Origin of the sequence: Helcobacillus massiliensis, from assembly GCF_014191425.1 — a bacterium.
Lineage (GTDB): Bacteria > Actinomycetota > Actinomycetes > Actinomycetales > Dermabacteraceae > Helcobacillus > Helcobacillus massiliensis.
This window is the reverse complement of the sequence record NZ_JACHWP010000001.1, coordinates 752,419-776,574: the sequence shown is the minus strand read 5'-3', so window position 1 is coordinate 776,574 and position 24,156 is coordinate 752,419. Positions and strand designations below refer to the sequence as shown.

Genomic DNA, 24,156 nt, shown 5'->3' with positions numbered 1-24,156 from the left:
GAGCAATCGATGACGCCCACCGGTCCCCGCATCGCCGGGTTCCGCCTGCGCGTGGCGCCCGCCACGATCCTCACCGTCATCGTGATGGCGGCGATCGTCTACCCGGCGCTCGCCCGCAGCGTCCAGGACAGCTCCCTCGCCATCGCCACTGCGGTGCTCCTCGCCCTCGTGATGGTGCTGTGCGTGCTCATCCACGAGCTCGCCCACGCCCTGACCGCCCGCGCCTTCGGCGGGGACGTCCAGGAGATCGCCCTGACGCTCTGGGGCGGGCACACCACCTACCGTTCGGGGACGATCCGGCCGGTCGCCTCCATGCTGATCTCCCTCTCCGGCCCGGCCGCCAACATCGTGCTCGCCCTCCTCTTCTCCGGCGCGGCATCGCTTCTCCGAGAGGGCCTGCACAGCGGCCAGGTCGTGGTCAGTCCTTTTGCAGTCGCGGCGCTCGCCCTCATCGCCTACGCCTCGATCCTCAACTGGGCACTCGCCCTGTTCAACCTCCTGCCCGGCCTTCCGATGGACGGCGGCCGCGCCGTGGAGTCACTGCTCACCGCGCTCGGGACACCCGCGTGGACGGCGACCACCGTCACCGCGTGGGTGGGCCGCGTGGTCGCCGTCGCGATCGTGGTGATCCCGCTGCTGCGGGGCCTGGTCGCCGGACAGATGCCGGATCTGCTGGTCATGATCTGGGCGCTGCTGATCGCCTCGTTCCTGTTCCGCGGCGCCGGTGAGGCGCTGCGCGAATCGCGCCTCCTCCGCCGCAGCCAGGGCCTCAGCACCGAGGCGCTGATGGAGCCCGTCGGCCCCTGGGAGCCCGCCGCGAGCCTCGAGACCGCACTCGCCGCCGCCGGCCCGCAGAGGAAGGGCCTCCTCGTCGGGGCCGACGGGACCGTGGTCCTGCTCGACCCCGACGCCGTCGCCTCGGTTCCGCCGCAGCAGCGCGGCAGCGTCCCCGCGTCCGCAGTCGCCCTGTCGCTGGGGACGGCGCCGGCCATCAGGGCGGACCTCAGCGGTCCGGATCTGCTGGAGGCGATGGTGGCGGCCGATGCGGCCGTGTTCCTGGTGCAGCGCAGTGACGGGCGCATCATCGGCGCCATCCGCGCCACGAGCGTGAACACTGCGCTGGGCCTGGATCACTAGACTGGTGAGCATGCAGGAAGAAGCGATGACCCCGCGTCTGGACCGAACCGGTCCGTTCGTCGAGGGCGACAAGGTGCAGGTGTCCGACTCCAAGGGACGGATGAACACCATCACCCTCAAAGCGGACACGCTGTTCCACTCCCACCGCGGATTCATCCGCCATGATGACCTGATCGGCAGGCCCGACGGCACCGTCATCACCAACAGCGCCGGCCAGCAGCTGCAGGCCTTCCGACCGCTGTACAACGACTACATGATGGCGATGCCCCGCGGCGCCGCCATCATCTACCCGAAGGACAGTGCACAGATCCTCATGTACGGGGACGTCTTCCCCGGCGCGCGTGTCATCGAAGCCGGCGTCGGCTCGGCGGGGCTGAGCATCGCGCTGCTGCGCGCCATCGGGCCGACGGGTTCTCTGCGCTCCATCGAGCGCCGCTCCGACTTCGCCGAGGTGGCACGGGAGAACGTCCGGGCGTTCTTCGGTGAGGAACCGGCGTGGTGGGACCTGAGCGTCGGCGACTTCCAGGACGGCGCCGTCGCCCTCGCCGAGCAGGGGGAGCGGGCCGACCGCGTGGTGCTGGACATGCTCGCCCCGTGGGAGTGCGTGGATCAGGCCGCGGACGTTCTCGAGGACGGCGGCGTGTTCCTCGCGTACATCGCGACCGTCACCCAGATGTCCCGCACCGTGGAGGCGCTGCGCGACCACGGCGAGTTCACCGAACCGGACGCGTGGGAGACGATGATGCGTCCCTGGCACCTGGACGGCCTCGCCGTGAGACCCGTGCACCGCATGAACTCCCACACCGGCTTCCTGCTGACCGCCCGCCGCACCGCCCGCGGAAGCCTCGCCCTGCGGCGCAAGCAGCGCCCGGCCCCCGGCTCCCGGGACGAAGCCGAACTCAACCACCCCGACAACGACGGCTTCGGCGGTTCCGACTCCGAATGGTCCGCGCAGGACCTCGGGGAGCGCGGCATTGCCGAGAAGAAGTCCCGCCGTGCCCTGCGGGACATCCGCCAGGGAAGGACACGATGAAGACGTACCAGGAGCTCAGCACCGAGCTCAACGGCCTCGCGAAGCAGAACGAGCGGCTCGTCGCCTCCCTCACGAAGGCGCGCGAGCAGATCCTCGACCTGCGCTCCGACCTCGAGCGCATGGCGGACCCGCCGAACCCGTATGCCACGTTCCTCCAGGTCGCCGACGGCACCACCGTGGACGTCCTCCACAACGGTCGCAAACTGCGAATCGCAACCTCCCCGGAGGTGGATCCGGCGACTCTGACCCGCGGCCAGGAGCTGCGGATGAACGAAGCGCTCGTCGCCGTGGAGGCCATGCCCACCAGCGACCTCGGCAACGTGGCCAGCGCTGTTGAACAGCTGCCCGACGGCCGCATCCTCGTGCAGGTCCACGCCGATGAGCAGCGCGTTATGCACGCCTCCTCCGCCCTCGCCGGCACCGCTCTGAGCCCGGGCGACCACCTGATGGTCGACCTCAAGGCCGGGATCGTCCTGGAGCGCCTGGAGCGCAAGGAGATCACCGACCTCGTCCTCGAGCACGTCCCGGACACCTCCTACGGCGACATCGGAGGACTCCAGGGCCAGATCGAAGCGATCCGCGACGCCGTGGAGCTGCCGTTCCTCCACCAGGACCTGTACCGCGAGTACGGCCTGCGGCCGCCCAAGGGTGTGCTGCTGTACGGCCCTCCCGGCTGCGGCAAGACCATGATCGCGAAGGCCGTGGCGCACGAACTGGCGCTGAAGGCTGCGCAGATGCGCGGGGAGGACGCCGACTCCGCCCTCGGCCGCACCTGGTTCATCAACGTCAAGGGCCCGGAGATCCTCAACAAGTACGTCGGCGAGACCGAGCGGTCCATCCGCCTCGTGTTCGAACGCGCCCGTGAGAAGGCCAGCGACGGCCACCCGGTGGTGGTGTTCTTCGATGAGATGGACTCCCTGTTCCGCACCCGCGGCACCGGCGTCTCCTCCGATGTGGAGTCCACGATCGTGCCGCAGTTGCTCAGCGAGATCGACGGCGTGGAGTCCCTGGAGAACGTCATCGTCATCGGCGCCTCCAACCGCGAGGACATGATCGACCCCGCGATCGTGCGGCCCGGTCGCCTCGACGTCAAGATCCGCATCCAGCGGCCCGACGAAGCCGCCGCCCGCGAGATCCTCGCTCTCTACCTCAACGAGGACGTCCCCGTGCAGGAGGACCGCACCCGCCTCGTGGAGCAGACCGCCGCCCTGATCTACCGCCGCACGGAGGACCTCGCGTTCGTCGACGTCGAATACGCCGACGGCTCCGAGGAGACGCTGTTCTTCGGAGACTTCATGTCCGGCGCCATGCTGCGCAACATCGTGGACCGCGCGAAGAAGGCGGCCGTCAAGGACTTCCTCGCCAGCGCCGAGCGCGGCATCACCATGGACCACCTGGAGGATGCGGTCTTCGCGGAGCTTCGCGAGAACGAGGACCTGCCCTCCAATGCCGACCCGGACGACTGGGCGCGCGTCGCCGGCCGGCGAGGTCAGCGCATCGTCCAGATGCATCCGCGCCGAGCATCGGAGGCCGCCCATGCCTGAGGCACCCATCCGCCTGCGCACCCGCCGCGTGATGGGGCAGGAGATCGAGTTCGGCGTCACCCACGCTGAGGAAGCCCAGCGCGCCCGCGCCGGCGCGAACGCCTCGATCCAGCTGTCGCACTTCACCGTCGGCGCGTACGCCCTGCTCGAGGACTCCGATCGGGAACGGGTGCGCTGGGACTACGGCGATGAGACCCCGCTGCGGGACGCCCGCGGATTCGAACTCACCCGCGCCGCCGCCCACCCCACCCAGCTCACCGACCAGGGGCAGGACGCGCACGTCCCCAGCGTCGACATGGACCTGCCGCTGGCCGCCCACGAATCGATTCCGCGCGACCTCGATGACTCCGCCGTCCTGCACTTCGCGCAGCGCCGCGCCATCGGCAACGCCGTCCTCAGGAACGGCGCCCGCCTCTATGTGGACCACGCCCACCCGGAGTACTCCGCGCCGGAGACCATGACCGCCCGCGAATGCCTCGTGTGGGACCGCGCCGGCGAAGAGATCGCCCGTGCCGCCATGGCCCGCATCGACGGCGCCGACACGGTCCCCTCGATCGCGCTGTACAAGAACAACACCGACGGCAAAGGCCAGTCCTACGGGACCCACGAGAACTACCTCGTGGACCGCGCCGTGCCGTTCGACCGCCTCGTCGAGGTCCTCCTGCCGTTCTTCACCACCCGGCAGGTCCTCGTCGGCTCCGGGCGGGTCGGCCTCGGCACCCGCGGACAGGAGCCGGGCTTCCAGCTGTCCAGCCGCGCCGACTTCTTCGAATCCGAGGTGGCGCTGGAGACCACCCTGAACCGGCCCATCGTCAACTCCCGCGACGAGCCGCACTCGGACGCCTCCCGATTCCGCCGCCTCCACGTCATCATCGGGGACGCGAACCTGTTCGAGACCCCGAACTACCTCAAGACCGGCATGACCTCCCTCGTCCTGGCCGCCGCCGAAGCGGAGCAGGCGACCGGTGAGGCGATCCTGCCGGACATCCGCCTCGCCGACCCGGTCGCTGCGCTGCACCGCGTCTCCCACGACCTCACGCTTCGTGAGGACCTCGAGTGCGCCGACGGCTCCGCCATCACCGCTCTCGGCATCCAGCGCGCCTACCTCGACGCCGTCGCCGCCCACGCAGACGTGGGCGATGCGGAGACCGCCGACGTCATCGGCCAGTGGCGCGAGCTGCTCGACATCCTCGAATCGGATGACCGTGCCGCCGCAGCGGACCGCATCGAATGGCTCGGCAAGCACACCCTGCTGGAGTCGTTCCGGGCACGCCACGGCCTCGAGTGGGACGACCCGCGGCTCACCGCCCTCGACATCCAGTTCACGGACCTGCGACCCGCGAAGTCGCTGTACCTGAAGCTGCGGGGCGCCGGTCGCGCCCGCACCCTCGTCAGCGACGATGAAGTGCGCCGAGCCATGGTGGAAGCCCCCACCTCCACCCGCGCGTACTTGCGCGGTGCTCTCGTCACCCACCACCGCTCGGAGCTCGACTCCGCCGGGTGGGACGCCGTCACGATCAAGGACGACGGGGCCGCGCTGCGCCTGCGGTTCAGCGACCCCCGCTTCGGCTCTCAGGCATGGTGCGCCGACAATGGGGTGGACCCGTCGGCCCCCGTGGAGGCGATCATCGCCGCCGCCCGCGCCATCGAGACCCAGCCGGCCACCGCCGAGACCCCAACCAGCCACAACGAACCGCCCACCCGCCCCGCGGGTGCGAAGGAGGAGCAATGAGCCAGTCACAGATCCACGGCCCCGGCCGCAATGAGGACGATGCCGACGACCTCGGCCCCGACACCACCGGCGGCGGCCAGGTGCAGCAGTCCATCTCGACCAGCGACGACCTCCTTGACGAGATCGACCTCGTTCTCGAGGAGAACGCGGAGAGCTTCGTGAAGTCCTTCGTGCAGAAGGGCGGCCAGTGAAGCGACGCGTCGCCGGCATCGAAACGGAGTTCGGCCTCACCGTCGTCACCAGTGACGGCCGCCGCGCCCACGAAGTGGAGCAGGCCGCTCGCGACCTGTTCCGGCCCGTCGTGGCCTGGGGCCGCTCATCCAACGTGTTCCTGACCAACGGGGCGCGGCTCTACCTGGACGTCGGGTCCCACCCCGAGTACGCCACCGCCGAATGCGACGACATCTGGGATCTGGTCGCCCAGGACCGCGCCGGCGAACGCGAATTCGAACAGCTCGTGGCGCAGGCGAACGCCGCCTACCAGGAGAAGGGCGTGGATGCCCGCATCCACCTGCTGAAGAACAACTCCGACTCCGAAGGCAACTCCTTCGGCAGCCACGAGAACTTCATGATCGAACGGCGCGGCGAGTTCACCCGCCTGCCGCAGATGCTCGTGCCCTTCCTCATCACCCGCCAGATCGTCACCGGCGCCGGCGGCGTCATCCACGACGAGGACGGCGCCCGCTTCGGTTTCTCTCTGCGCAGCGACCACATGTGGGAGACCGTCTCCAGCGCCACCACCCGCGCCCGCCCCATCATCAACACGCGCGACGAACCGCACGGCGACCCCACGAAGTTCCGGCGCCTGCACGTCATCGTCGGCGACTCCACCATGAGCGAACTGTCCACGTGGATGCGCATCGAGATGACGAACGCTGTTCTGCGCCTCATCGAGGCGGGCCGCCCCGTCGGCACCATCGCCCTGAAGGACCCGATCGCAGCGATCCGCGTGGTCGCCCGCGACCTCACCGGCACCGCGCCCCTCGAACTGGCCGACGGCGGCACCATCACCGCTCTGCAGATCCAGCGGCGCTTCCTCGAGGCCGTCACCGCCGCGTTCGACGACCTCGACGAGCGCATGCTCGACCTGTGGGACCGCGCGCTGCGCGCCGTGGAGACGCAGGACTTCTCCCTGGTGTCCCGCGAACTGGACTGGGCGATCAAGCACGACCTGTTCCACGCTGTTGCTGAGCGGCGCGGCCTCGCCCTCGACGATCCGCAGATCCAGCGCCTCGAATTCGCCTACCACGACATCGACCGCACGAAGGGCGTGTTCTGGGCGCTGCAGCGCCGCGGCCTCGCCCCGCAGATCCTGTCCGATGAGCGCATCGAGCAGGCGCGGACACAGGCACCCACCACGACCCGTGCGCACCTGCGCGGCCGAGTGCTGCACGCCGCCCGCGACGCCGGCACCGACGTCGCCGTGGACTGGACCAGTGTGCGCCTCAACGCGCCCGGTCAGCGCCCCATCTCCATGCTCGACCCCTTCCAGACCGAGAGCGCCGAGATCGACGCCCTCATCGACGACATCCGCAGCCGCTCAGAGGCCGCGGACCCCGCTTCCCCAGGAGGAAACCCGTGATCAGCCGACGCACCCTCGTCACCGCCCTCACCGCCGCCGCGGCGGGAGGAACCCTCGCCGCCTGCGGTGGCGACAAGTCGACGACCCAGAAGCCGTCGGCCAACCCCTCCGCCCCCGCCGAGAAGGGCGGAGCTGTCCTCGACAAGCTCACGATCAGCGACAACGTCGGCAAGGAGCCGAAGGTCACCTTCGACGCCCCGCTCGAGTACAAGGAGCAGGAGAACACGGTGGTCGTCAAGGGCGACGGTGCAGCCGTCAAGCAGGGCGACACGATCATCACCCGGTCGGTGTTCATCGACCCGGCCTCCGGCGACACACTGTTCTCGGAGTTCAAGGAGAAGAGCGCGACCGCACTGCCCGTCGTTGAGAAGACCATCGGCAAGAGCGCCGCGGAGTTCTTCTCCGGCATGGCCGTCGGCACCCGCTTCGCCCAGGCCGGCTTCACCGCCGACCAGTCCGGGCAGGGCCAGCAGCCGATCCTGCAGGTCGGCGACCTCGAGGGCATCGCCCTGAAGCGCGCCGAGGGCACACAGAAGCCCGTCCCCTCCGGTATGCCCGAGTTCACCCTCGGAGACAACGGCGCCCCCGAACTGAAGGGCAAGCCCTCCGGGAAGGCCCCGACCGAACTCGTCGCCGAACCGACGATCGTCGGCACGGGGGAGAAGGCCGCCAAGGGGGACACCCTCGTCATGCACTACACCGGATGGGACTGGGAGACCGGCGAGAAGTTCGACTCCTCCTGGGACCGGGGCGAGCCGTTCGTGTTCCCCCTCGGCGCCGGCCGCGTCATCCCCGGCTGGGACAACGGCCTGGAGGGCGCCGCCGCCGGCAGCCAGTACCTGCTCGTGATCCCGCCGAAGGACGGCTACGGCGATGACCCCGCCCAGCACGAACTCGGCGGCAAGACCCTCATCTTCGCGGCGGACGTCCTGTACGTCGCCAAGGCATGAGATCCGTTCACCCGACCCGAAAGGAATCCCTCATGAACCAGCAGAACCCCACCAAGCCGCAGGTGTCCGTGGACGGCACCGAAGAGCCTACCGAGCTCGTGATCATCGACGAGTGGGAGGGCGACGGCGACGTCGCGAAGAAGGGCGATGTCGTGGACGTCCACTACGTCGGCGTCGGCCTCAGCGACGGCAAGCAGTTCGACGCCTCCTGGGACCGCGGTGAACCGCTGACGTTCCCGCTCGGCGTCGGCCAGGTCATCCCCGGCTGGGACCAGGGCGTCCAGGGCATGAAGGTCGGCGGCCGGCGCCGCCTGGAGATCCCCGCGGACCTCGCCTACGGCCCGCGCGGCATCCCCGGCGTCATCAAGGGCGGCGAGACCCTCATCTTCGTCTGCGACCTCGTCGGGGTGCGGTCCAACTGACCGACCCCAGCAGCACCCAGGGCGGCCTCTTCCCACAGCCGGAGGGAGAGGCCGCTCCTGCGCGCCTGCGCACCACCGCCGGCTTCGACCTCGTCGACACCGACCCGGTCGCCCGCGTCCACGTGATGGGGGCCCTGCCGCATCTGGACCGCGCCTTCGAGTACGCGATCCCCGCCGACATGGACGAGCTCGCCCCCGGGCAGCGCGTCCGCGTCGCCTTCGCCGGCCGCGACAGCGAAGCACTCGTCCGAGAGCGCGTCGCCGCTCCCGACACGGACCGGCCGCTCGCTCCGATCAGGAAGCTCGTCTCCACCGACCGCGTCATCAGTGAGGACACCTTCCGGGTGTGCGCGATGGTCGCCGAACGCACCGCCGGCAGCCTGACCGATGTGCTGCGCCTGGCCGTCCCGGCGCGACACGCCCGCGCGGAGAAGCGCGCCCATGCCGACCGCGAAGAATTCCTCGCGCGCCGCGCCGAATCAGCGGACGCGGACGACGCCGCTGAACCCGTCGGCTTCCTCACCGCCCGCTACCGCGGACTCGCCGCGTTCTATTCCCACGCCCGTGAGGGCGGATCGCCCCGCGCCGCCATCACCCTCGACCCCGCCGAGAGCTGGCTGGACGCCGCCGTCGAAGCCGTCCATTCCCTCGACGACGACCAGGGCGCCCTCATCCTCGCCCCCGACGCCCGCGACGCGGCTCGCGTCAGCGCCGCCCTGCAGGGCGACGGGATCTCATGTGCGCAGCTCACCAGCAGCGAAGGACCGGAGAAGCGCTACCGGACGTTCCTGCGCATCCTCAGCGGTGAGCACCGCGTCGTCGTCGGCACCCGCAGTGCCGCGTTCGCTCCCGTCGCGAACCTCGGCCTGATCCTCATGTGGGACGAAGCCGACGACCTGTTCGAGGAGCCGCGCGCACCGTACCCCCACGCCCGAACAGTGGTGCTCGCCCGCTCCCACATCGAGCGGGTCCCCGTGCTGTTCCTGACCCCGTCGCGGTCCGTGCAGCTCACCCAGTGGGCCCGGGACGGCGTCCTGGTGGAGCTCGAGCCGGCGCCTGCGCCGCACGCCCTCACGCACCCGCGGATCGAACTGATGGATGAGCACCTGCGGGAGCGGGAAGGAGCCTCCGGGTATTCCCGCCTGCCGCAGCGCGCCTACCGCCTCATCCGGGAGGGGCTGACCCGCGGCCCGGTGCTCGTGCAGGTGCCGCGCTCCGGGTACGTTCCGGCGCTGGTGTGCACGTTCTGCGGGACTCGCGCCACCTGTACCGCCTGCCACGCCGCCCTTGTGGTGCGGGGGAGGGGACTGGCGCTCGTGTGCCCCGTCTGCGGACTCACCCACGGGGCGTTCCGCTGCGCCGAATGCGACCGCACGCAGGTGCGGCCGGTGGTCTCCGGCAGTGCCCGCACCGCCGATGACCTCAAGCGCGCCTTCGGCGATGTCGAGTTCCACGTCTCCGGCGGCGCCGGCGGCATCGTGCCGGACGAGGACGTGGACGGGCCCTGCGTGGTGGTCGCCACCCCGGGCGCGGAGCCGCTCCCAGCGGGTGGGTACGCCGCCTGCGCAGTCCTGGACGCCGACGGCACCCTCGCCCGCGCCGCGTTCGACGCTGATGTGGAGGCGGTGCGCCGCTGGTCCCATGCGATCGCCGCCACCAGGCCCTTCTCCGACGGCGGCCAGGTCCTCGTGGTCGGCACCGCTCATGCCCCCGCGATCCGGTCGCTCGTGGTGCCGCGAGGCCGCGCGTTCATCGACACCGTGCTCGAGCAGCGCGCCGAACTGCTGTTCCCGCCGCTGTCGAAGGTGGTGGAGGCGCGCGGTGACAAGGCCGCTGTCGCCGGATTCCTCGACGTGCTGGAGCTGCCGGGGATGGCGGGTGTCCTCGGCCCCCTGGACGATGTGTGGGACGGGGAGAAGCCCGTGACGCGCGCGGTGCTGCGGATCGCCGCGCCCGGCGCCCAGCAGCTCGTGGAAGCGGTCCGGGCGGCGCTGATGGTCCGCAGTGCGAAGAAGCTGCCCGGTCAGCTGCGGGTCCAGGTGGACCCGCCGCACATCTTCTGACACCCGCCACCGCTGCGCCCACATCCGCACTGCCCGCTCGCCCCCCGTCCACCGCATAGAATCGAGGCACCATGCGTCTTCTCTTCGCCGGAACCCCGGATGTCGCCGTTCCCTCCCTGCAGGCCCTGATCGACTCACCGCACGAGGTGGTCGCGGTCCTCACCCAGCCCGACGCACCGACGGGCCGGGGCCGACGACTGCGCCCGTCGGCGGTTGCGCAGGCCGCCAAGGAGGCCGGGATCCCCGTGCTGAAGCCGGAGCGGATCGCGGACGCCGCTGATGACCTCCGCGCCCTTGAGATCGATGCCGCAGTGGTCGTCGCCTACGGGCAGCTGCTGCGTCGCGAGGTGCTGGAGATTCCCCGCCACGGCTGGTTCAACCTGCACTTCTCCCTCCTGCCCGCCTACCGCGGCGCCGCCCCCGTGCAGCGCGCCGTCCAGGACGGCCTCACCACGACGGGTCTGAGCATCTTCCGCCTCGATGAGGGTCTCGACACCGGCGATGTGGCCCTCACCGCCGAGTGCTCCATCGCGCCCGATGAGACCGCCGGCGACCTGCTGGACCGCATCGCCGTCGACGGCGGTGCCGCACTTGTCCGCGTCATGGACGAGATCGCCGCGGGTCACCTCACGCTCACGCCCCAGGCGGCCGACGGCGTCAGCCACGCGGCGAAGCTCACCGCCGAGGACCAGGCCATCGACTTCACCGCCGACGCCGCCGCAGTGTCGGCGCGGATCCGCGCCGTCGCCCCGAAACCGGGCGCGTTCGCCTACCTCGGCGGGCAGCGGCACAAACTGCTCGGCGTGGGCACCGACATCGCCCCCGACGGGATGCGCTTGGAGCCGGGCGGCATCGGCGCGACGAAGCGCGCCGTGTTCGTCGGCACCGGCACCGGGCCGATCCACCTGACGCGGATCGGTCCGCCCGGGAAGCAGGCGATGAACGCCGCCGACTGGGCGCGGGGCGCCCGCCTCGATGACGCATCCCGACTGACCACCACCCCCGAAGCGAGCGGAGAGCAGGCATGAACCGATACCGTCAGGACCGCGGCGGCGGCAGTCGCCGCGACCAGCACGGCGACCGCCGCGAGACGCGCGGCGGTCCCCAGCGGCACCGCAACGCCAAGGGCCGCGAACGCAGCGGCAGCCGCGGCCGTGGCGGGCCCCGTCGGGGCTTCTCCCGGCAGCGGCCGGGGGAGCGGCGTCGGGAGTCCACGCCGTCGCGCCGCGCCGCGTTCGAAGCGATGCAGGCCGTGGCCCTCGATGACGCGTACGCGAACCTGGTCCTGCCGAGCATTCTGCGGCGCCACCGGGTAGATGCCCGCGATGCCGCCTTCACCACCGAACTGTTCTACGGCGCGCTGCGCGCCCAGGGCCGCCTCGATACCGTCATCGCCGCGTGCGTGGACCGCCCACTGGACCAGATCGAGACCGCGGTGCTGAACGTGCTGCGCCTCGGCGCGTACCAGATGCTCGACATGAACGTGGCGCCGCACGCCGCCGCGTCGGAGACCGTCGGCCTCGCCCGGGATGTCACCGGTGCCGGCGCCGCCGGCTTCGTCAACGCCGTGCTGCGCCGCATCAGTGAGAAGAGCGCGCAGGAGTGGATCCAGGAGGTCGCACCCACCCGGGAGGAGAACGAAGCGGCGCACCTCGCCGTCGTCCACTCCCACCCCGAGTGGATCGTGCGCGCCCTCACCGACGCACTGCGCATCCACGGCCGCAGCGCCGCCGAGATCGACGACCTGCTCACCGCCCACAACACCGCCCCGCAGATCGACCTCGTGATGCGACCGGGCCTCACCGACGAGGACGAACTCGCCGACGCGGGGGCCGAGAAGGGCCGCTGGTCCGTCTTCGGCATGGGGTGGCCCGGCGGCGACCCGGGCCGCATTCCCGCCGTCAACGAGGGGCGCGCCGCCGTCCAGGACGAAGGCTCGCAGATGGTGGCGCTCGCCCTCGCCCTCGGTGCTGACTCCCTCGTGGAGGGCGACACCGGCCGCTGGCTCGACTTGTGCGCCGGGCCCGGCGGCAAGACCGCCCTGCTCGCCGGCCTCTCCGTGGAGCAGGGCGCCGAGGTCCTCGCCGTGGAAGTGCAGGAGCACCGCACCGGCCTGGTGGAGAAGTCCGTGGCCACCCTGGTGGACGCGGGCGCCGAGGTGGACTGCATCACCGCCGACGGCACCACCATCGGCACGGACCGCCCCGGCGAGTTCTCCCGCATCCTCGCCGACGTCCCCTGCTCCGGCCTCGGCGCTCTGCGGCGCCGCCCCGAATCCCGGTGGCGCCGACAGCCCGGTGACCTCGCCCAGCTGGGCCGCCTGCAGCGCAGCCTGCTGGCCAGCGCCCTGGACGCCGCCGCCCCCGGCGGAGTCATCGCCTACGTCACCTGCTCACCGCACGCCGCCGAAACGGTCCTCATCGTCAAGGACGTGCTGCGCCGCCGCGACGACGCGGAGGTCGTCGATGCCCGCGACGCCGTCCAGGCGGGCCTGCGCGCCGACGTAGGCGATGCGCACCTCGGCGACGGCCCGTTCGTGCAGCTGTGGCCCCACATCCACGGCACCGATGCCATGTTCCTCGCCCTGATCAAGAAGAAGGCCTGACGCCATGCAGTACAGCACCGACACCTCGCTGATCCACCCGTCCATCCTCAACAGTGACTTCATGGCGATCGGGCAGGAGCTCGACCGCATCGCCACCGCCGACGCCGCCCATGTCGACGTCATGGACAACCACTTCGTGCCGAACCTGACGTTCGGCCCGTCCATGGTGGAGCAGATCGTGCGCCGCAGCCCCATCCCCGTGGACGCCCACCTGATGATCGAGGACGCGGACCGCACCGCCCCCGAGTTCGCCGAAGCGGGCGCCCAGTCGGTGACGTTCCACCTGGAGGCGGCATCCGCGCCGATCCGCCTCGCCCGCGAACTGCGCCGCAAGAACGCCGCGGTCGGCGTGGCGCTGCGCCCCGCCACCCCGGTCGAATCGATCCTCGACTTCATCGGCGAGTTCGACATGCTGCTGATCATGACGGTGGAGCCCGGCTTCGGCGGCCAGTCGTTCATCGACTCGATGCTGCCGAAGATCCGTCGGGCCCGGCAGGCGATCAGCGAGAGCCACCTCAACGTCTCGATCCAGGTGGACGGCGGGGTCTCGAGGTCCACCATCGAACAGGCCGCTGACGCCGGCGCCAACGTGTTCGTCGCCGGCTCCGCGATCTACAGCGCGGCCGACGCCGCCGATGAGATCGCCACGCTGCGCTCCCTGGCTCGCGACCACACCGCCGCGCACCGCGGCGCCGGCTGCTGACGGCCGGCGCATGGATCTTCTGCGCTGGCTCTTCGACGCCCAGATCACCTTCCCCGGCGGACAGTTCATCCTGTTCCGCGAAGTCATCGGCAACGCCTTCGGGCTGCTGTCCGCGTTCGCCGGCATGCGCCGACGGGTGTGGGCGTGGCCCGTCGGCATCGCCGGCAACATGCTGCTGCTGACCGTGTTCCTCGGCGCCGTGTTCGGCTCCCCGAACCCCGTCAATCTGCTCGGGCAGGCGTGCCGGCAGGCGATGTTCCTCATCGCCGCGATCTACGGGTGGAGCCAGTGGCGCGCCACCAAGATCGCGCACGGTGAAGCGGTCGCCCCCGATTGGGCCTCCTGGCGCACCCGCCTCGCCCTGGTCCTCACCTGGGCCGCCGGCGTCGCCGTGCTCACCCCCGTCTTCCGTGCGCTCGGCTCCTACGAGCCCGTGTGGGCGGACGCCTACATCTTCATGGGCTCCCTGCTCGCCACCTACGGGATGGCGAAGGGATGGGTCGAGTTCTGGCTGATCTGGGTGGCGGTCGACGTGGTCGGCGTGCCCCTGCTGTGGTCCGCCGGCTACTTCGCCAGCGCGTTCATGTACGTGTTCTACGGGGCGTTCACCCTGGTCGGCTTTTTCGTATGGTGGCGCATCCGCCACCGCCGGGACCGGGTCGATACGCTGTCCACGTGAAGAATTTCGAGACCCTGTTCGAGGAACTGCAGCGCAAAGCCGCCGAACGCCCGGAGGGCTCCGGCACCGTTCGGGAGCTCGACTCCGGTGTGCACGGCATCGGCAAGAAGATCGTGGAGGAGGCCGCCGAAGTGTGGATGGCCTGCGAATACGAGACCGATGACGATGCCGCCCTGGAGATCTCGCAGCTGCTGTACCACGTCCAGGTCATGATGGTGAAGAAGGGGATCAGTCTCGATGACGTCTACCGGAAGCTCTGAGCCGAAGCGCCTGCTGCGCATCGCCCTGCCGAACAAGGGCGCCCTGCATGAACCCGCCAGCGCACTCTTCGCCGAATCCGGGTACGTGCAGCGCTCCAGCTCGAAGGAACTGGTGCTGGTCGATGAGGCGAACGAGGTCGAGTTCTTCTTCCTTCGCCCCCGCGACATCGCAGTGTACGTCGGCACCGGCACGGTCGATGTCGGCATCACCGGTGAGGACATGCTGATGGACTCCGGCACCCCGGCAGATGTCCTCATGCGCCTCGGCTTCGCCGTGTCCACGTTCCGGTTCGCCGCTCCCCGCGACGTCCAGGACCCCCAGCTGGAGGGTGCGCGCATCGCCACCAGCTACGACCGACTCGTCACCGACCACCTGCAGGCCGCTGGGATCAGCGCCGAGGTGGTGCACCTGGACGGCGCTGTGGAGAGCTCCATCCAGCTCGGCATCGCCGACGTCATCGCCGACGTGGTCGAAACCGGCTCCACCCTGCGCGCAGCCGGCCTCGCCACCTTCGGCGACCCGATCGTCCGCAGCGAAGCGGTGCTCTTCTCCCGCCCGGGGCTCGACCTCGATCCTGCCCGCGCCCACACCCTCGAAGTGCTCCGGCGCCGCATCCGCGGTGTCCTCGTGGCCCGCGAGTACGTGCTGCTGGACTTCGACATCGCCGCGGAGAACCTCGACCGGGCAGTGGAGATCACCCCGGGGTTCGAATCCCCGACCGTGTCGCCGCTGCACGGACGCGACTGGTACGCCGTGAGGTCCATGGTGTCGCGCAGGGGCCTGAACGCTATGATGGATGAGCTCTACGAGGCCGGCGCCCGCGCCATCCTCGTCACCGACATCCAGGCCTGCAGGATCTGAATGCCCACCCCGTCGCCCATCCGCATCTTCCGCCCCCGCATCGCCCGCATCTACGCGCTTGCGATCGGCTCGGTCATGATGCTGGCGATGACCGTGATGGCGATCATCCTGCCGTACCCGCAGTTCGCGATCTCGGACCGGGTCGGCTTCCTCATCCTCGGTGCCATCATCTCCTGGTTCTGCTGGCGTCAGGCCAGTGTGTGCGTGAAGGCGGAACCGGACCGGGTGACGGTGCGGAACCTGTTCAGCACCACCCGCCTGGAATGGGCGCAGATCGTTGATCTCACGTTCATGGAGGGCGCACCGTGGGCGACCGCGAACCTCAACACCGGCGACACCCTCAGCCTGATGGCGTTCCAGCGCACCGACGGTGCCCGCGGCATCGCCGAAGCGAAGGAGTTCCAGGCGCTGCTCTACGAGAAGAGCGACCCGGCGTAGCGACCCGCGAGCGCCGGGTACAGGAACGCCCGCAAGTCCTCGGCGAACCCGCGTCCCATCGTGGACAGGCGCACGGGGCTCGAGCGCAGCTGATCGAGGAGCCCGTCGGCCCGCACCGCGATGACCTCCCGCCCGAGCGGCGCGAGCGCCTCCCGCACCTCCTGGTCGATCGGGGCGGCGAGGGCGTCGTCGGCCGCGAGCACCGGCAGGCCGACGGGAACGTGCGTGAACCGCTCCAGCACCGTGAGGGAATGGTGAGAGAGCCCGCGGTGTCGGGGCCGCTGATCGGCTTCGCTGACGCGCAGGGCGTGGATCGCCCGGCCGTGCAGCGCGTGGGCCATGTTGATCGCTTCGGCGGCGTGGATGCCGGAGAAGCCCCAACGGGTGCCCGTGCCGAGGTTGCCGGGGCCCTGCACCGCGATGACAGCGTCGGCCTCCAGGACGTGCACCGCGGCGATGAGCGCTGACGGCAGCGAGACCGCCTCCCAGTCCCCGCCGAACGCCTGCCCGGTGGAGATGACGGAGGCGAGGTGGCCCGCGGCGCGCAGCTCAGCAGCGGCGCGGGAGAACTGCGCCGGCAGAGCCGCCCAGTCGGTGTGGATCGCGACGATGCGCGCGGCAGGGGCCTCGGCCCGGATGCCGGCGATGATCGCGGGCAGGCTCGAGTGCAGGTCCGCCACCACCACGGGGGTCCCGTGCAGGGAGTCGGCGGCATCGATCACGGTCGCATGGGGGCTCTCGGGGTCGTCGATCGCATCCACCATCATCTGCATCGGGGTGTAGCGGGCCTTCATCATGTGCCCGCCCAGCGGCGGATCGTCCTGCTGCGGTGCACTGTCAGCGGCGCCGCCAACGCCGGGCGAATCATCGAGCCGGGCCACAGCGAAGGCGTCGCCGCCGGTGCCGAGGCCGCGCCGCAGCGCGTTCGTGTTGAGAGCCAGGTGCTCCCCGGGGGAGACCTCGCCCAGCATGTCGGTGTAGACGAGGGCACGCACGTGCTCGCCGTCGACGTCCACGATCAGCTGCTGCACACCGGGCCAGCGCGTCCGTTCCTCGAGGACGCGCCCCGTCTCCCATCGGATCATGGACCCAGCCTAGATTACGCTGGGGGTATGCCGCCCACGAGCAATGTTGAGCGCGTCCTGTCGCTGATGATGACTCTCGCCTCCCGCCGCCGCGGCTTCACCCGTGCCGAACTGTTCGACCTCATTCCCGGCTATGACGGTGCGCCCCGGACGGTGGCGCGCCAGTTCGAACGGGACCTGCAGCAGCTGCGTGCCGCCGGGTTCGCCGTCCAGCAGGGCTCTGAGCCGTTCGACCCGGCCACCGTCCGGTACTCAGCTCCCGCCGCGGACACGGACAGCGCCACCACCGCAGTCACCTTCACAGCGGCGCAGAAGCCCGTCATCGCCGCGGCGCTCTCCGCCTGGGACTCCAGCAGCACCGGCGGCATCGGTTCACGGATCCGCGCGAAGCTGCTGTCCCACGGCATTGAGCCCGCCACATCCCTCCTCGGCCGCACCGATCTGCGCTCCGCCCCCGCCGCCACCGCCCTGCTGGAGGCAGTGCTGGAGCGCCGCACCGCTGAGTTCGCCTACCGGACTCCCGGGTCCGCGTCCCCGCAGCGCCGCATCATCGAACCGTGGCTGGTCGGCGCCGCAGGCCCGGCCACCTACGTGTACGGGTTCGACCTCGTCCGCCGAGCACCGCGCCTGTTCCGCCTGTCCCGCATCACCAGCACACCGAAGCTCGGGCGGGCCGCGGATGAGCCGCGCCCCGCGGCGATCACTCTGGAGGAGGTGCTCGCAGGCACCCGCGGTGACGACGCACCGGTCACGGTCCTCCTCGAAGTGGAGCCGTTCAAGGCGCTCACCCTGCGCGACCGCTTCCACGCGTCCGCTCACGAGCCCACCATCACCGGGATGATCCGCCCTACGGAGCTGCGCCGCGCCGTCCTCGCCGCCGCACCCTGGGTGCACCTGCCGGCGGGCGGGCCTGCGGCGGTCGAGGACATCCGCGCCATGGTGGCCCTCGTGCACACGCTGCACGAGGGCGAGGCCGACCTCACTCCCTCTCAGATCAGGACGCTGCCGAAACGGACACTGCCCAAGCAGCGCAGCCTCGCCACCGGCGCCACCGAGGCGGCGCGGCTCGCCGCCGAGGCGCAGTACGCCCAGCGCAATCCCGGTGCCGCTGTTGAGGACATGGCGGCGCACTTCGGGATCACTGAGGCGCAGCTGCAGGAGGATCTCACCGCTCTGATGTTCGTGGGCGACTACTCCGCCGGGTACAGCGACCTCATCGTCACCAGCAGTGAGGACGGCGTCCATGTGGAGCGGGCCGACGCCCTGCAGCGTCCGCTGACGCTGACGCCGCTGGATGCGTCAGCTCTTCTTCTCGGCCTCGACCTCGTGGACGCAGACGCGCTCGGCCTGGCCCCGTCGGCCGTGGCCTCCACGCGGAAGGTCCTCGCCTCGGTGGCGGGGGAGGGGTCGGTGCCTGCCGCAGAGGCGGGGGCGGGGCCGACGGCACCCAGCGATGACCGTCGGCGCATCGCTGAGATGCTGACCGACGCCCAGTCACGGCAGCGCCCCGTGGTGATCCGATACTCGCCGCCGGACGCGCGCGGCACATCGGTGCGGCGCATCCGTCCGCGCGGGGTGACAGTCGCGAACGGCGCCGCCTACGTCACCGCCTTCTGTGAGTCCGCGGGGGCCGAACGGCGCTTCCGCACCGACCGAATCGTGGAGGCGTGGGCCGACGCCGACGCCTCACCCGAACCCACCGCGATCGGCAGCGGCGCCCGCGAAGACGACGGCACCGATGCCGCTATCGAGGCGGGGCTGCGCCCGTGGGAGAAGGCCGCACCGATCTGGCTGCGCCTGGATCCCGCAGCGCAGTGGATCCTCGAGGCGTTCACCGTCCGTGATCAGCGGCAGGCGCCGGGCGAGCAGGAGGTGATCGCGCGGATCACCTCGTCCTCGCAGCAGGCGATCGTCACCGCGGTGCTGGAAGCGGCCGGGGCAGCCGAAGCGCTGCACCCGCCGGAGCTGAGGGAGCGCATCCGCCGGGTTTCCGAGAGCGTGATCGGTGCCGCGACGCTGTAAGCTGACAGCCGCAGTCCCTTCTCCTCGCGTGTGCGAGCATAGGGGCACTGCAACACCTGCTCGACAACAAGTGGAGAATCAATCATGGGTCCCAAGAGTCCGTGGATCATCGGCGGTCTGATCGTCCTGGCCATCCTGCTGTTCGGTGCCGGCAAGCTGCCGAGCCTCGCGCGCAACCTGGGTCAGTCCATGCGCATCTTCAAGAGTGAGGTCGAGGAGCTGCGCAACGACGATGAGCGCCGCGGCCCCAACGCCGCCAAGGACGACGCCGTCCGCGACGGCGACCAGGTCGTGGAGCGTGAGCGCACCCGCGAGTACGATCCCCGCTCCGAGCGCACCGTGGAGACCGAGCGGGTTCAGACGCGTCGGGAGGACGACGACCTCCGTCGCTGAACCCCACAACTGTTGACATGCTTCTCGGGCCCGGCCTCATGGTCGGGCCCGAGAGGAGATGAAGGATGGCCTGAGGCGTGGCGAAGAACGCGAAGCCGAAGAAGCAGAGAACACCGAAGAACCCCGAAGGGCGGATGACGCTCGGTGAGCACCTCCTTGAGCTGCGCAACCGACTGCTCATCAGCGCCGCGGCGGTCCTCGTGTGCGCCATCGCCGGCTGGTGGATCTACTACCCGGTCTTCGATGCCATCTACCACCCGTTCGCGCAGCTCGCGAAGGACGGGTACAACGTCAACCTCAACTTCGGCGGCATCGGCACCACTCTTGAGGTGCACATCCGTCTGGCCGTCTACATCGGCCTGGGCCTGGCGAGCCCCATCGTCCTGTACCAGATCTGGCGGTTCATCACGCCGGGTCTGCACACGAACGAGAAGAAGTACGCCATCGGCTTCGTCGGCGCCTCCGCGCCGCTGTTCCTGATCGGCTGCGCCGCCGGATACTTCGCCACCACCAAGCTGGTTCCCGTGCTGCTGGGCTTCCGCCCCAATTCGGAGGTCTCACAGCTGGTGGAGTTCGGGATGTACCTGGACCTCGTCATCAAGGTGGTCCTCGCGTTCGGGCTGGCGTTCATCTATCCGGTGCTTCTGGTGGCCCTCAACATGGTCGGGGTCCTACCGGCCCGCACGATGATCAAGGGCTGGCGCTGGGCGATCTTCCTATCGTTCGTGTTCGTGGCCGTCCTGGTGCCGACCCCGGACCCGATCACCCTGATCGCGATGTCCGTGCCGCTGATCATCCTGTTCTTCGCCGCTGTCGGCATCTCCGCCGTCAACGACCGCCGCCGCGCCAAGCGCGAAGCCGCGCTGGAGGCGGACCTGGACGCCGGCACCGCGTCCACCATTGTGGACGCCCCCGCTCCCATCGATCTCCCGGAGTCCGTGGAGGACTCCTACCGGGAGTCGGACCGGTGAGCCGGTTGCGCGTCGGCCTGCTGACGAACCCCACCGCCGCTTCCGGCTCCGCCGGCCGCATCGGCCGCCGAGTCCACCACCTGCTGACGATGGCGGGCCTGTCCGTCGTGGACCTCTCCGGCCCCAGCGCCGAGGTCGCCCGCTTGCGCGTGCAGGACGTCGCCCACGACCTCGCCGCCCTCGTCGTCGTCGGCGGTGACGGCACCGTCGCCCTCGGCGCCTCCATCGTCGCGGACACCCCCGTCCGCCTCGGCATCGTGCCCGCCGGATCCGGCAACGACCTCGCCCGCGCGCTCGGCCTTCCCATCGGCGATGCGGACGAAGCGGTCCGCATCCTCCTGCACGCCCTCTCCCGCCCCGTCACTCCGATCGACGCGGTCGCGGTGACCTGCGATGAGTGCGACCAGGTCTCCCTCGCCGTCGGCAACGTCAACCTCGGCTTCGATGCCCGCGTCAACGCCCGCGCTGCCGTCTCCGCAGCGCCCCGGGCTCTGCGGTACCCGTCGGCGGTGCTGCGCGAAGCGCTCACCTACGGCACCGTCGACTACTGGATCGAAGTGGACGGCGGGGAGCGGCAGGAGATCACCTCCCCGCTGATCGCACTGTGCAACTCCGGCGCCATGGGCGGCGGCCTGCGTCTCTCCCCTCAGTCCGACCCGTTCGACGGCCGCCTCGAACTCGCCGTGGTCTCGCCTCTCAGCCGTGCGCGCCTGCTGCGGCTGCTGCCCCGCGTGTACCGCGGAACCCACATCGACCGTCCTGAGTTCCGCACCATCCCCGTCACCGAGTCACTCCGCATCGGGCTGCAGGACACCGCTGCCGCCAGCGGGACGGTGCTGCGCGCCTTCTCCGACGGCGAACCCCGCTGCTTCCTGCCGATGACCGCACGGCTGAAGAAGGGCGCGGTGCGGATCCTCGTGGAGCAGGAGACCTGATGAGCACCCGCCGCGAATTCCTCGACCGCTTCAGCTTCGACCTCGACCCGTTCCAGATCGACGGCATGGACGCCATCGACCGCGGCTCCTCCGTCCTGGTGGCGGCGCCGACGGGTGCCGGCAAGACCATCGTCGGCGAATACGCCGTGCACCGCGCCATCTCCCAAGGCGTGAAGGTGTTCTACACCGCGCCGATCAAGGCGCTGTCGAACCAGAAGCATCAGGAGCTGGTGGAGTGGCTCGGGCACGACCGGGTCGGCCTCATCACCGGCGACACCTCCATCAACCCCATGGCGGACGTGGTCGTGATGACCACCGAGATCCTCCGCAACATGATGTACGCCGACTCCCCAGCGCTGATGGACCTCGGGTTCGTCGTGATGGACGAGGTCCACTACCTCGCCGACCGGTTCCGCGGCCCCGTGTGGGAGGAGCTGATCATCCACCTGCCGCGCACCGTGGCGCTGGTCGCCCTGTCCGCGACCGTGTCCAACATTGAGGAGTTCGGGGCCTGGGTCGATGAGGTGCGCGGCACCACCGAAGTGATCGTGTCGGACCGTCGCCCCGTGCCGCTGTGGCAGCACGTCCTGTTCGACCACGACCTGGTCGACGTCTTCCTCGACCTCGACGGCAATCCGACACCCGCCCACGGTCCCGAGGTCAACACCCGCTACCGGGAGATCAACCCCGCGCTGCAGCGCCTCGGCGGACACGAGCGCCCCGTGTACCGGGGAAGGAATCGGAAGGGCCGCGGCTCCTTCCGCGAGCGCCGCCACGAGCAGCGGATGCGTCCGCGAGGCATGAGCAGAGCGGACATCGTCCACGCCCTCGCCGAAGCGGACCTGCTGCCGGCGATCTTCTTCATCTTCTCCCGCGCGGGCTGCGATCAGGCGGTGGGGCAGCTGATGCGCGCCAACGTGGAGCTGACCACGCCGGAGGAGCGCCGACGCATCCGGGCCGCCTTCCGCGCCCGCTTCGCCGACCTCGCCGGGCCTGACGCCGACGCCCTCGGCATGCACCGCATCGAACGAGCCGCCCTCGCCGGTGTCGCCTCCCACCATGCCGGGCAGCTGCCGATGGTGAAGACGATCGTGGAGGACCTGTTCGCCGAGGGCCTCATCAAGCTGGTGTTCGCCACCGAGACCCTGGCGCTCGGCATCAACATGCCGGCCCGCACAGTGGTGCTGGACCAGTTGAAGAAGTTCAACGGCACCGAGCACGCCCCCATCACCCCGGGGGAGTACACGCAGCTGACGGGCCGCGCGGGTCGCCGCGGCATCGACACGGAGGGCCACGCGGTGGTCGCCGTCATGAACTCCACGTCCGCGCAGGAGGTGGCGGGTCTGGCGTCCAAGCGCACCTACCCGCTGAAGTCGGCGTTCCGCCCCACGTACAACATGACGGTGAACCTGCTGGACCGGTTCAACCTCGAGGATGCCCGCGACACCCTCGACAGTTCGTTCGCGCAGTTCCAGACGGACCGCAGCGTCGTCTCCCAGGCGCGCCGTGCCCGTGATCTGGAGGAGACCGCGGAGCAGTACCGCCAGGCGATCACCTGCGAGCAGGGCGACATCGTCGAGTACGCGGACCTGCTGGAGCAGATCTCCGAACGGGAGAAGGCGCTCGGTCGGGACCGCGCGGAGCGGGAGCGCACCCGTGCGCGCCAGGCGGTGAAGAAACTGCGCCGCGGCGACATCGTGCAGCTGCCCGGTGGTCGCCGCCAGGGCTACGGCGTGGTGATCTGGAACGAGCGCCGCGTGGACGGCCCCCACATCACCGCCGTCACCACCGACGGTCAGTTCCGCGAGTACCGGGCGGATGACTTCCGCACCCGGCCCGCGGTGATCGGCACGATGCGCACCGCTGACCCGGACCGTCTGCGGGCGGCGAAGGTGCGGCGCGACACCGGCGCCGCGCTGAAGAAGCAGCTCGCCGGGCACGGTGCGGCAGCGCGCCCGCCGAAGCGCGAACCGTCCACCGCCGCTGAGGACACGGTGCTGCTGGAGCTGCGGTCCCGCCTGCGGGAGCACCCCTGCCATTCCTGCGAGGACATCGACGCGCACATGCGGTGGATCTCCCGCTACCGCAAGGCCGCCCGCCAGCGCGACAAGGCGCTGCGGTCGATCACGCAGCGCACCTCCTACCTGGCGCGGGAGTTCGATCGGGTGCTCGAGGTGCTCCATGCCCTCGGCTATGTGGAACGCGCCGATAACGGCTCCACACGGATCACTGACAAGGGGCATCTGCTGGAGCGGATCTTCTCCGACCGCGACCTCGTGATCTGCGAGGGCATCACCGAGGGGGTGTTCACGGGCTTGAAGCCGCCGATGCTGGCCGCTGTCGCCTCGTCCCTCTGCTACGAGCCGCGCCGGGACGACTCCGCGCCGGAGGAGATCGCCGACCGTGCATTCGGCCGTGCTCTGCACGCCCTCGGCGTGCTGACCGACCAGATCAACGCCCAGGAGCGGCCCCGCGGACTCGACGTCACCCAGGAGCCGTGCGCCACGATGGCCGGCGCGGTGCATCGGTGGGCACTGGGCCAGGGCTTCGCGTCATCGGTGGGGGAGATGGGCGCCGCGCCGGGCGACTTCGTGCGCCACGTGCGGCAGGTGATCGACCTGCTGGAGCACATGGAGCACATCGGAGGCTCCGATGACGCCCTGACCGTTGCCGTCACCGCCCGCCAGGCGCGCTCGCTGCTGCAGCGCGGCATCGTCGCCCAGGATATGTGAGGAGAGCC

General features: G+C 70.4%; 22 protein-coding genes. 21 read left to right on the top strand and 1 reads right to left on the bottom strand.

The annotated features are described in order from the left end of the window. The first annotated feature begins 9 nt into the window (after positions 1 to 9). The 16 genes from FHX50_RS03555 to FHX50_RS03480 all read left to right on the top strand — a co-directional run bounded on the left by FHX50_RS03555 (position 10) and on the right by FHX50_RS03480 (position 16,010). Entirely contained in the window at positions 10 to 1,137 is a 1,128-nt protein-coding gene (locus tag FHX50_RS03555) for a site-2 protease family protein (RefSeq protein ID WP_183374502.1), read from the top strand. A gap of 10 nt (positions 1,138 to 1,147) precedes the next feature. Further along, entirely contained in the window at positions 1,148 to 2,170 is a 1,023-nt protein-coding gene (locus FHX50_RS03550) for a tRNA (adenine-N1)-methyltransferase (protein WP_246370647.1), read from the top strand. Continuing rightward, positions 2,167 to 3,714, top strand: a complete 1,548-nt coding sequence (arc, locus tag FHX50_RS03545; RefSeq protein ID WP_183374500.1) for a proteasome ATPase — start codon at positions 2,167 to 2,169, stop codon at positions 3,712 to 3,714. The genes FHX50_RS03550 and arc overlap by 4 nt, the downstream gene beginning before the upstream one ends. Next, positions 3,707 to 5,446 (top strand): depupylase/deamidase Dop, encoded by a 1,740-nt coding sequence (dop, locus tag FHX50_RS03540; protein ID WP_183374498.1) that lies wholly within the window; start codon positions 3,707 to 3,709, stop codon positions 5,444 to 5,446. Before arc ends, dop begins: the two co-directional genes overlap by 8 nt. Continuing rightward, on the top strand, positions 5,443 to 5,637 hold the full coding sequence (locus tag FHX50_RS03535; protein WP_183374496.1) for a ubiquitin-like protein Pup: 195 nt from the start codon (positions 5,443 to 5,445) through the stop codon (positions 5,635 to 5,637). Before dop ends, FHX50_RS03535 begins: the two co-directional genes overlap by 4 nt. After that, a complete protein-coding gene (pafA, locus tag FHX50_RS03530) occupies positions 5,634 to 7,028 on the top strand; it encodes a Pup--protein ligase (protein WP_183374494.1) in 1,395 nt (464 codons plus the stop codon). Before FHX50_RS03535 ends, pafA begins: the two co-directional genes overlap by 4 nt. Beyond that, positions 7,025 to 7,978 (top strand): FKBP-type peptidyl-prolyl cis-trans isomerase, encoded by a 954-nt coding sequence (locus FHX50_RS12330; RefSeq protein WP_183374492.1) that lies wholly within the window; start codon positions 7,025 to 7,027, stop codon positions 7,976 to 7,978. The genes pafA and FHX50_RS12330 overlap by 4 nt, the downstream gene beginning before the upstream one ends. Positions 7,979 to 8,010: 32 nt before the next feature. Further along, the gene (locus FHX50_RS03520) at positions 8,011 to 8,400 is read left to right on the top strand and encodes an FKBP-type peptidyl-prolyl cis-trans isomerase (RefSeq protein ID WP_183374490.1); all 390 of its coding nucleotides are present in this window, start codon (positions 8,011 to 8,013) and stop codon (positions 8,398 to 8,400) included. Positions 8,401 to 8,525: 125 nt separating this feature from the next. Continuing rightward, a complete protein-coding gene (locus FHX50_RS03515; RefSeq protein ID WP_246370646.1) occupies positions 8,526 to 10,463 on the top strand; it encodes a primosomal protein N' family DNA-binding protein in 1,938 nt (645 codons plus the stop codon). 71 nt (positions 10,464 to 10,534) lie between these two features. After that, positions 10,535 to 11,491, top strand: a complete 957-nt coding sequence (gene fmt, locus FHX50_RS03510; protein WP_183374488.1) for a methionyl-tRNA formyltransferase — start codon at positions 10,535 to 10,537, stop codon at positions 11,489 to 11,491. Next, entirely contained in the window at positions 11,488 to 13,068 is a 1,581-nt protein-coding gene (locus tag FHX50_RS03505) for an RsmB/NOP family class I SAM-dependent RNA methyltransferase (protein WP_183374486.1), read from the top strand. Before fmt ends, FHX50_RS03505 begins: the two co-directional genes overlap by 4 nt. 4 nt (positions 13,069 to 13,072) lie before the next feature. Further along, positions 13,073 to 13,771: a ribulose-phosphate 3-epimerase gene (rpe, locus tag FHX50_RS03500; protein WP_183374484.1), complete on the top strand. Its 699-nt coding sequence runs from the start codon at positions 13,073 to 13,075 to the stop codon at positions 13,769 to 13,771. A 10-nt stretch (positions 13,772 to 13,781) separates the two neighbouring features. Beyond that, positions 13,782 to 14,450: a nicotinamide riboside transporter PnuC gene (pnuC, locus tag FHX50_RS03495; protein ID WP_183374482.1), complete on the top strand. Its 669-nt coding sequence runs from the start codon at positions 13,782 to 13,784 to the stop codon at positions 14,448 to 14,450. Further along, positions 14,447 to 14,710, top strand: a complete 264-nt coding sequence (locus tag FHX50_RS03490; protein WP_183374480.1) for a phosphoribosyl-ATP diphosphatase — start codon at positions 14,447 to 14,449, stop codon at positions 14,708 to 14,710. The genes pnuC and FHX50_RS03490 overlap by 4 nt, the downstream gene beginning before the upstream one ends. A gap of 10 nt (positions 14,711 to 14,720) precedes the next feature. Next, a complete protein-coding gene (hisG, locus tag FHX50_RS03485) occupies positions 14,721 to 15,572 on the top strand; it encodes an ATP phosphoribosyltransferase (protein WP_183375331.1) in 852 nt (283 codons plus the stop codon). Continuing rightward, entirely contained in the window at positions 15,573 to 16,010 is a 438-nt protein-coding gene (locus FHX50_RS03480; protein ID WP_183374478.1) for a PH domain-containing protein, read from the top strand. Here the strand turns inward: FHX50_RS03480 and FHX50_RS03475 are convergent. Further along, a complete protein-coding gene (locus tag FHX50_RS03475) occupies positions 15,986 to 17,095 on the bottom strand; it encodes a DUF3866 family protein (protein WP_183374476.1) in 1,110 nt (369 codons plus the stop codon). The genes FHX50_RS03480 and FHX50_RS03475 overlap by 25 nt on opposite strands. A 27-nt stretch (positions 17,096 to 17,122) precedes the next feature. On the opposite strand from FHX50_RS03475, the gene FHX50_RS03470 reads away from it, so the two are divergent. The 5 genes from FHX50_RS03470 (at position 17,123) to FHX50_RS03450 (ending at position 24,148) form a co-directional block, all read left to right on the top strand. Then, on the top strand, positions 17,123 to 19,117 hold the full coding sequence (locus tag FHX50_RS03470) for a WYL domain-containing protein (RefSeq protein ID WP_183374474.1): 1,995 nt from the start codon (positions 17,123 to 17,125) through the stop codon (positions 19,115 to 19,117). 84 nt (positions 19,118 to 19,201) lie between these two features. Continuing rightward, entirely contained in the window at positions 19,202 to 19,510 is a 309-nt protein-coding gene (locus tag FHX50_RS03465) for a Sec-independent protein translocase subunit TatA (RefSeq protein WP_183374472.1), read from the top strand. A gap of 77 nt (positions 19,511 to 19,587) precedes the next feature. Beyond that, positions 19,588 to 20,481 (top strand): twin-arginine translocase subunit TatC, encoded by an 894-nt coding sequence (tatC, locus tag FHX50_RS03460; RefSeq protein WP_239375296.1) that lies wholly within the window; start codon positions 19,588 to 19,590, stop codon positions 20,479 to 20,481. Beyond that, on the top strand, positions 20,478 to 21,416 hold the full coding sequence (locus FHX50_RS03455; RefSeq protein ID WP_183374470.1) for a diacylglycerol kinase family protein: 939 nt from the start codon (positions 20,478 to 20,480) through the stop codon (positions 21,414 to 21,416). The genes tatC and FHX50_RS03455 overlap by 4 nt, the downstream gene beginning before the upstream one ends. After that, complete coding sequence (locus FHX50_RS03450) at positions 21,416 to 24,148, top strand: DEAD/DEAH box helicase (protein ID WP_183374468.1); 2,733 nt, start codon at positions 21,416 to 21,418, stop codon at positions 24,146 to 24,148. The genes FHX50_RS03455 and FHX50_RS03450 overlap by 1 nt, the downstream gene beginning before the upstream one ends. The last annotated feature ends 8 nt before the right edge of the window (positions 24,149 to 24,156 follow it).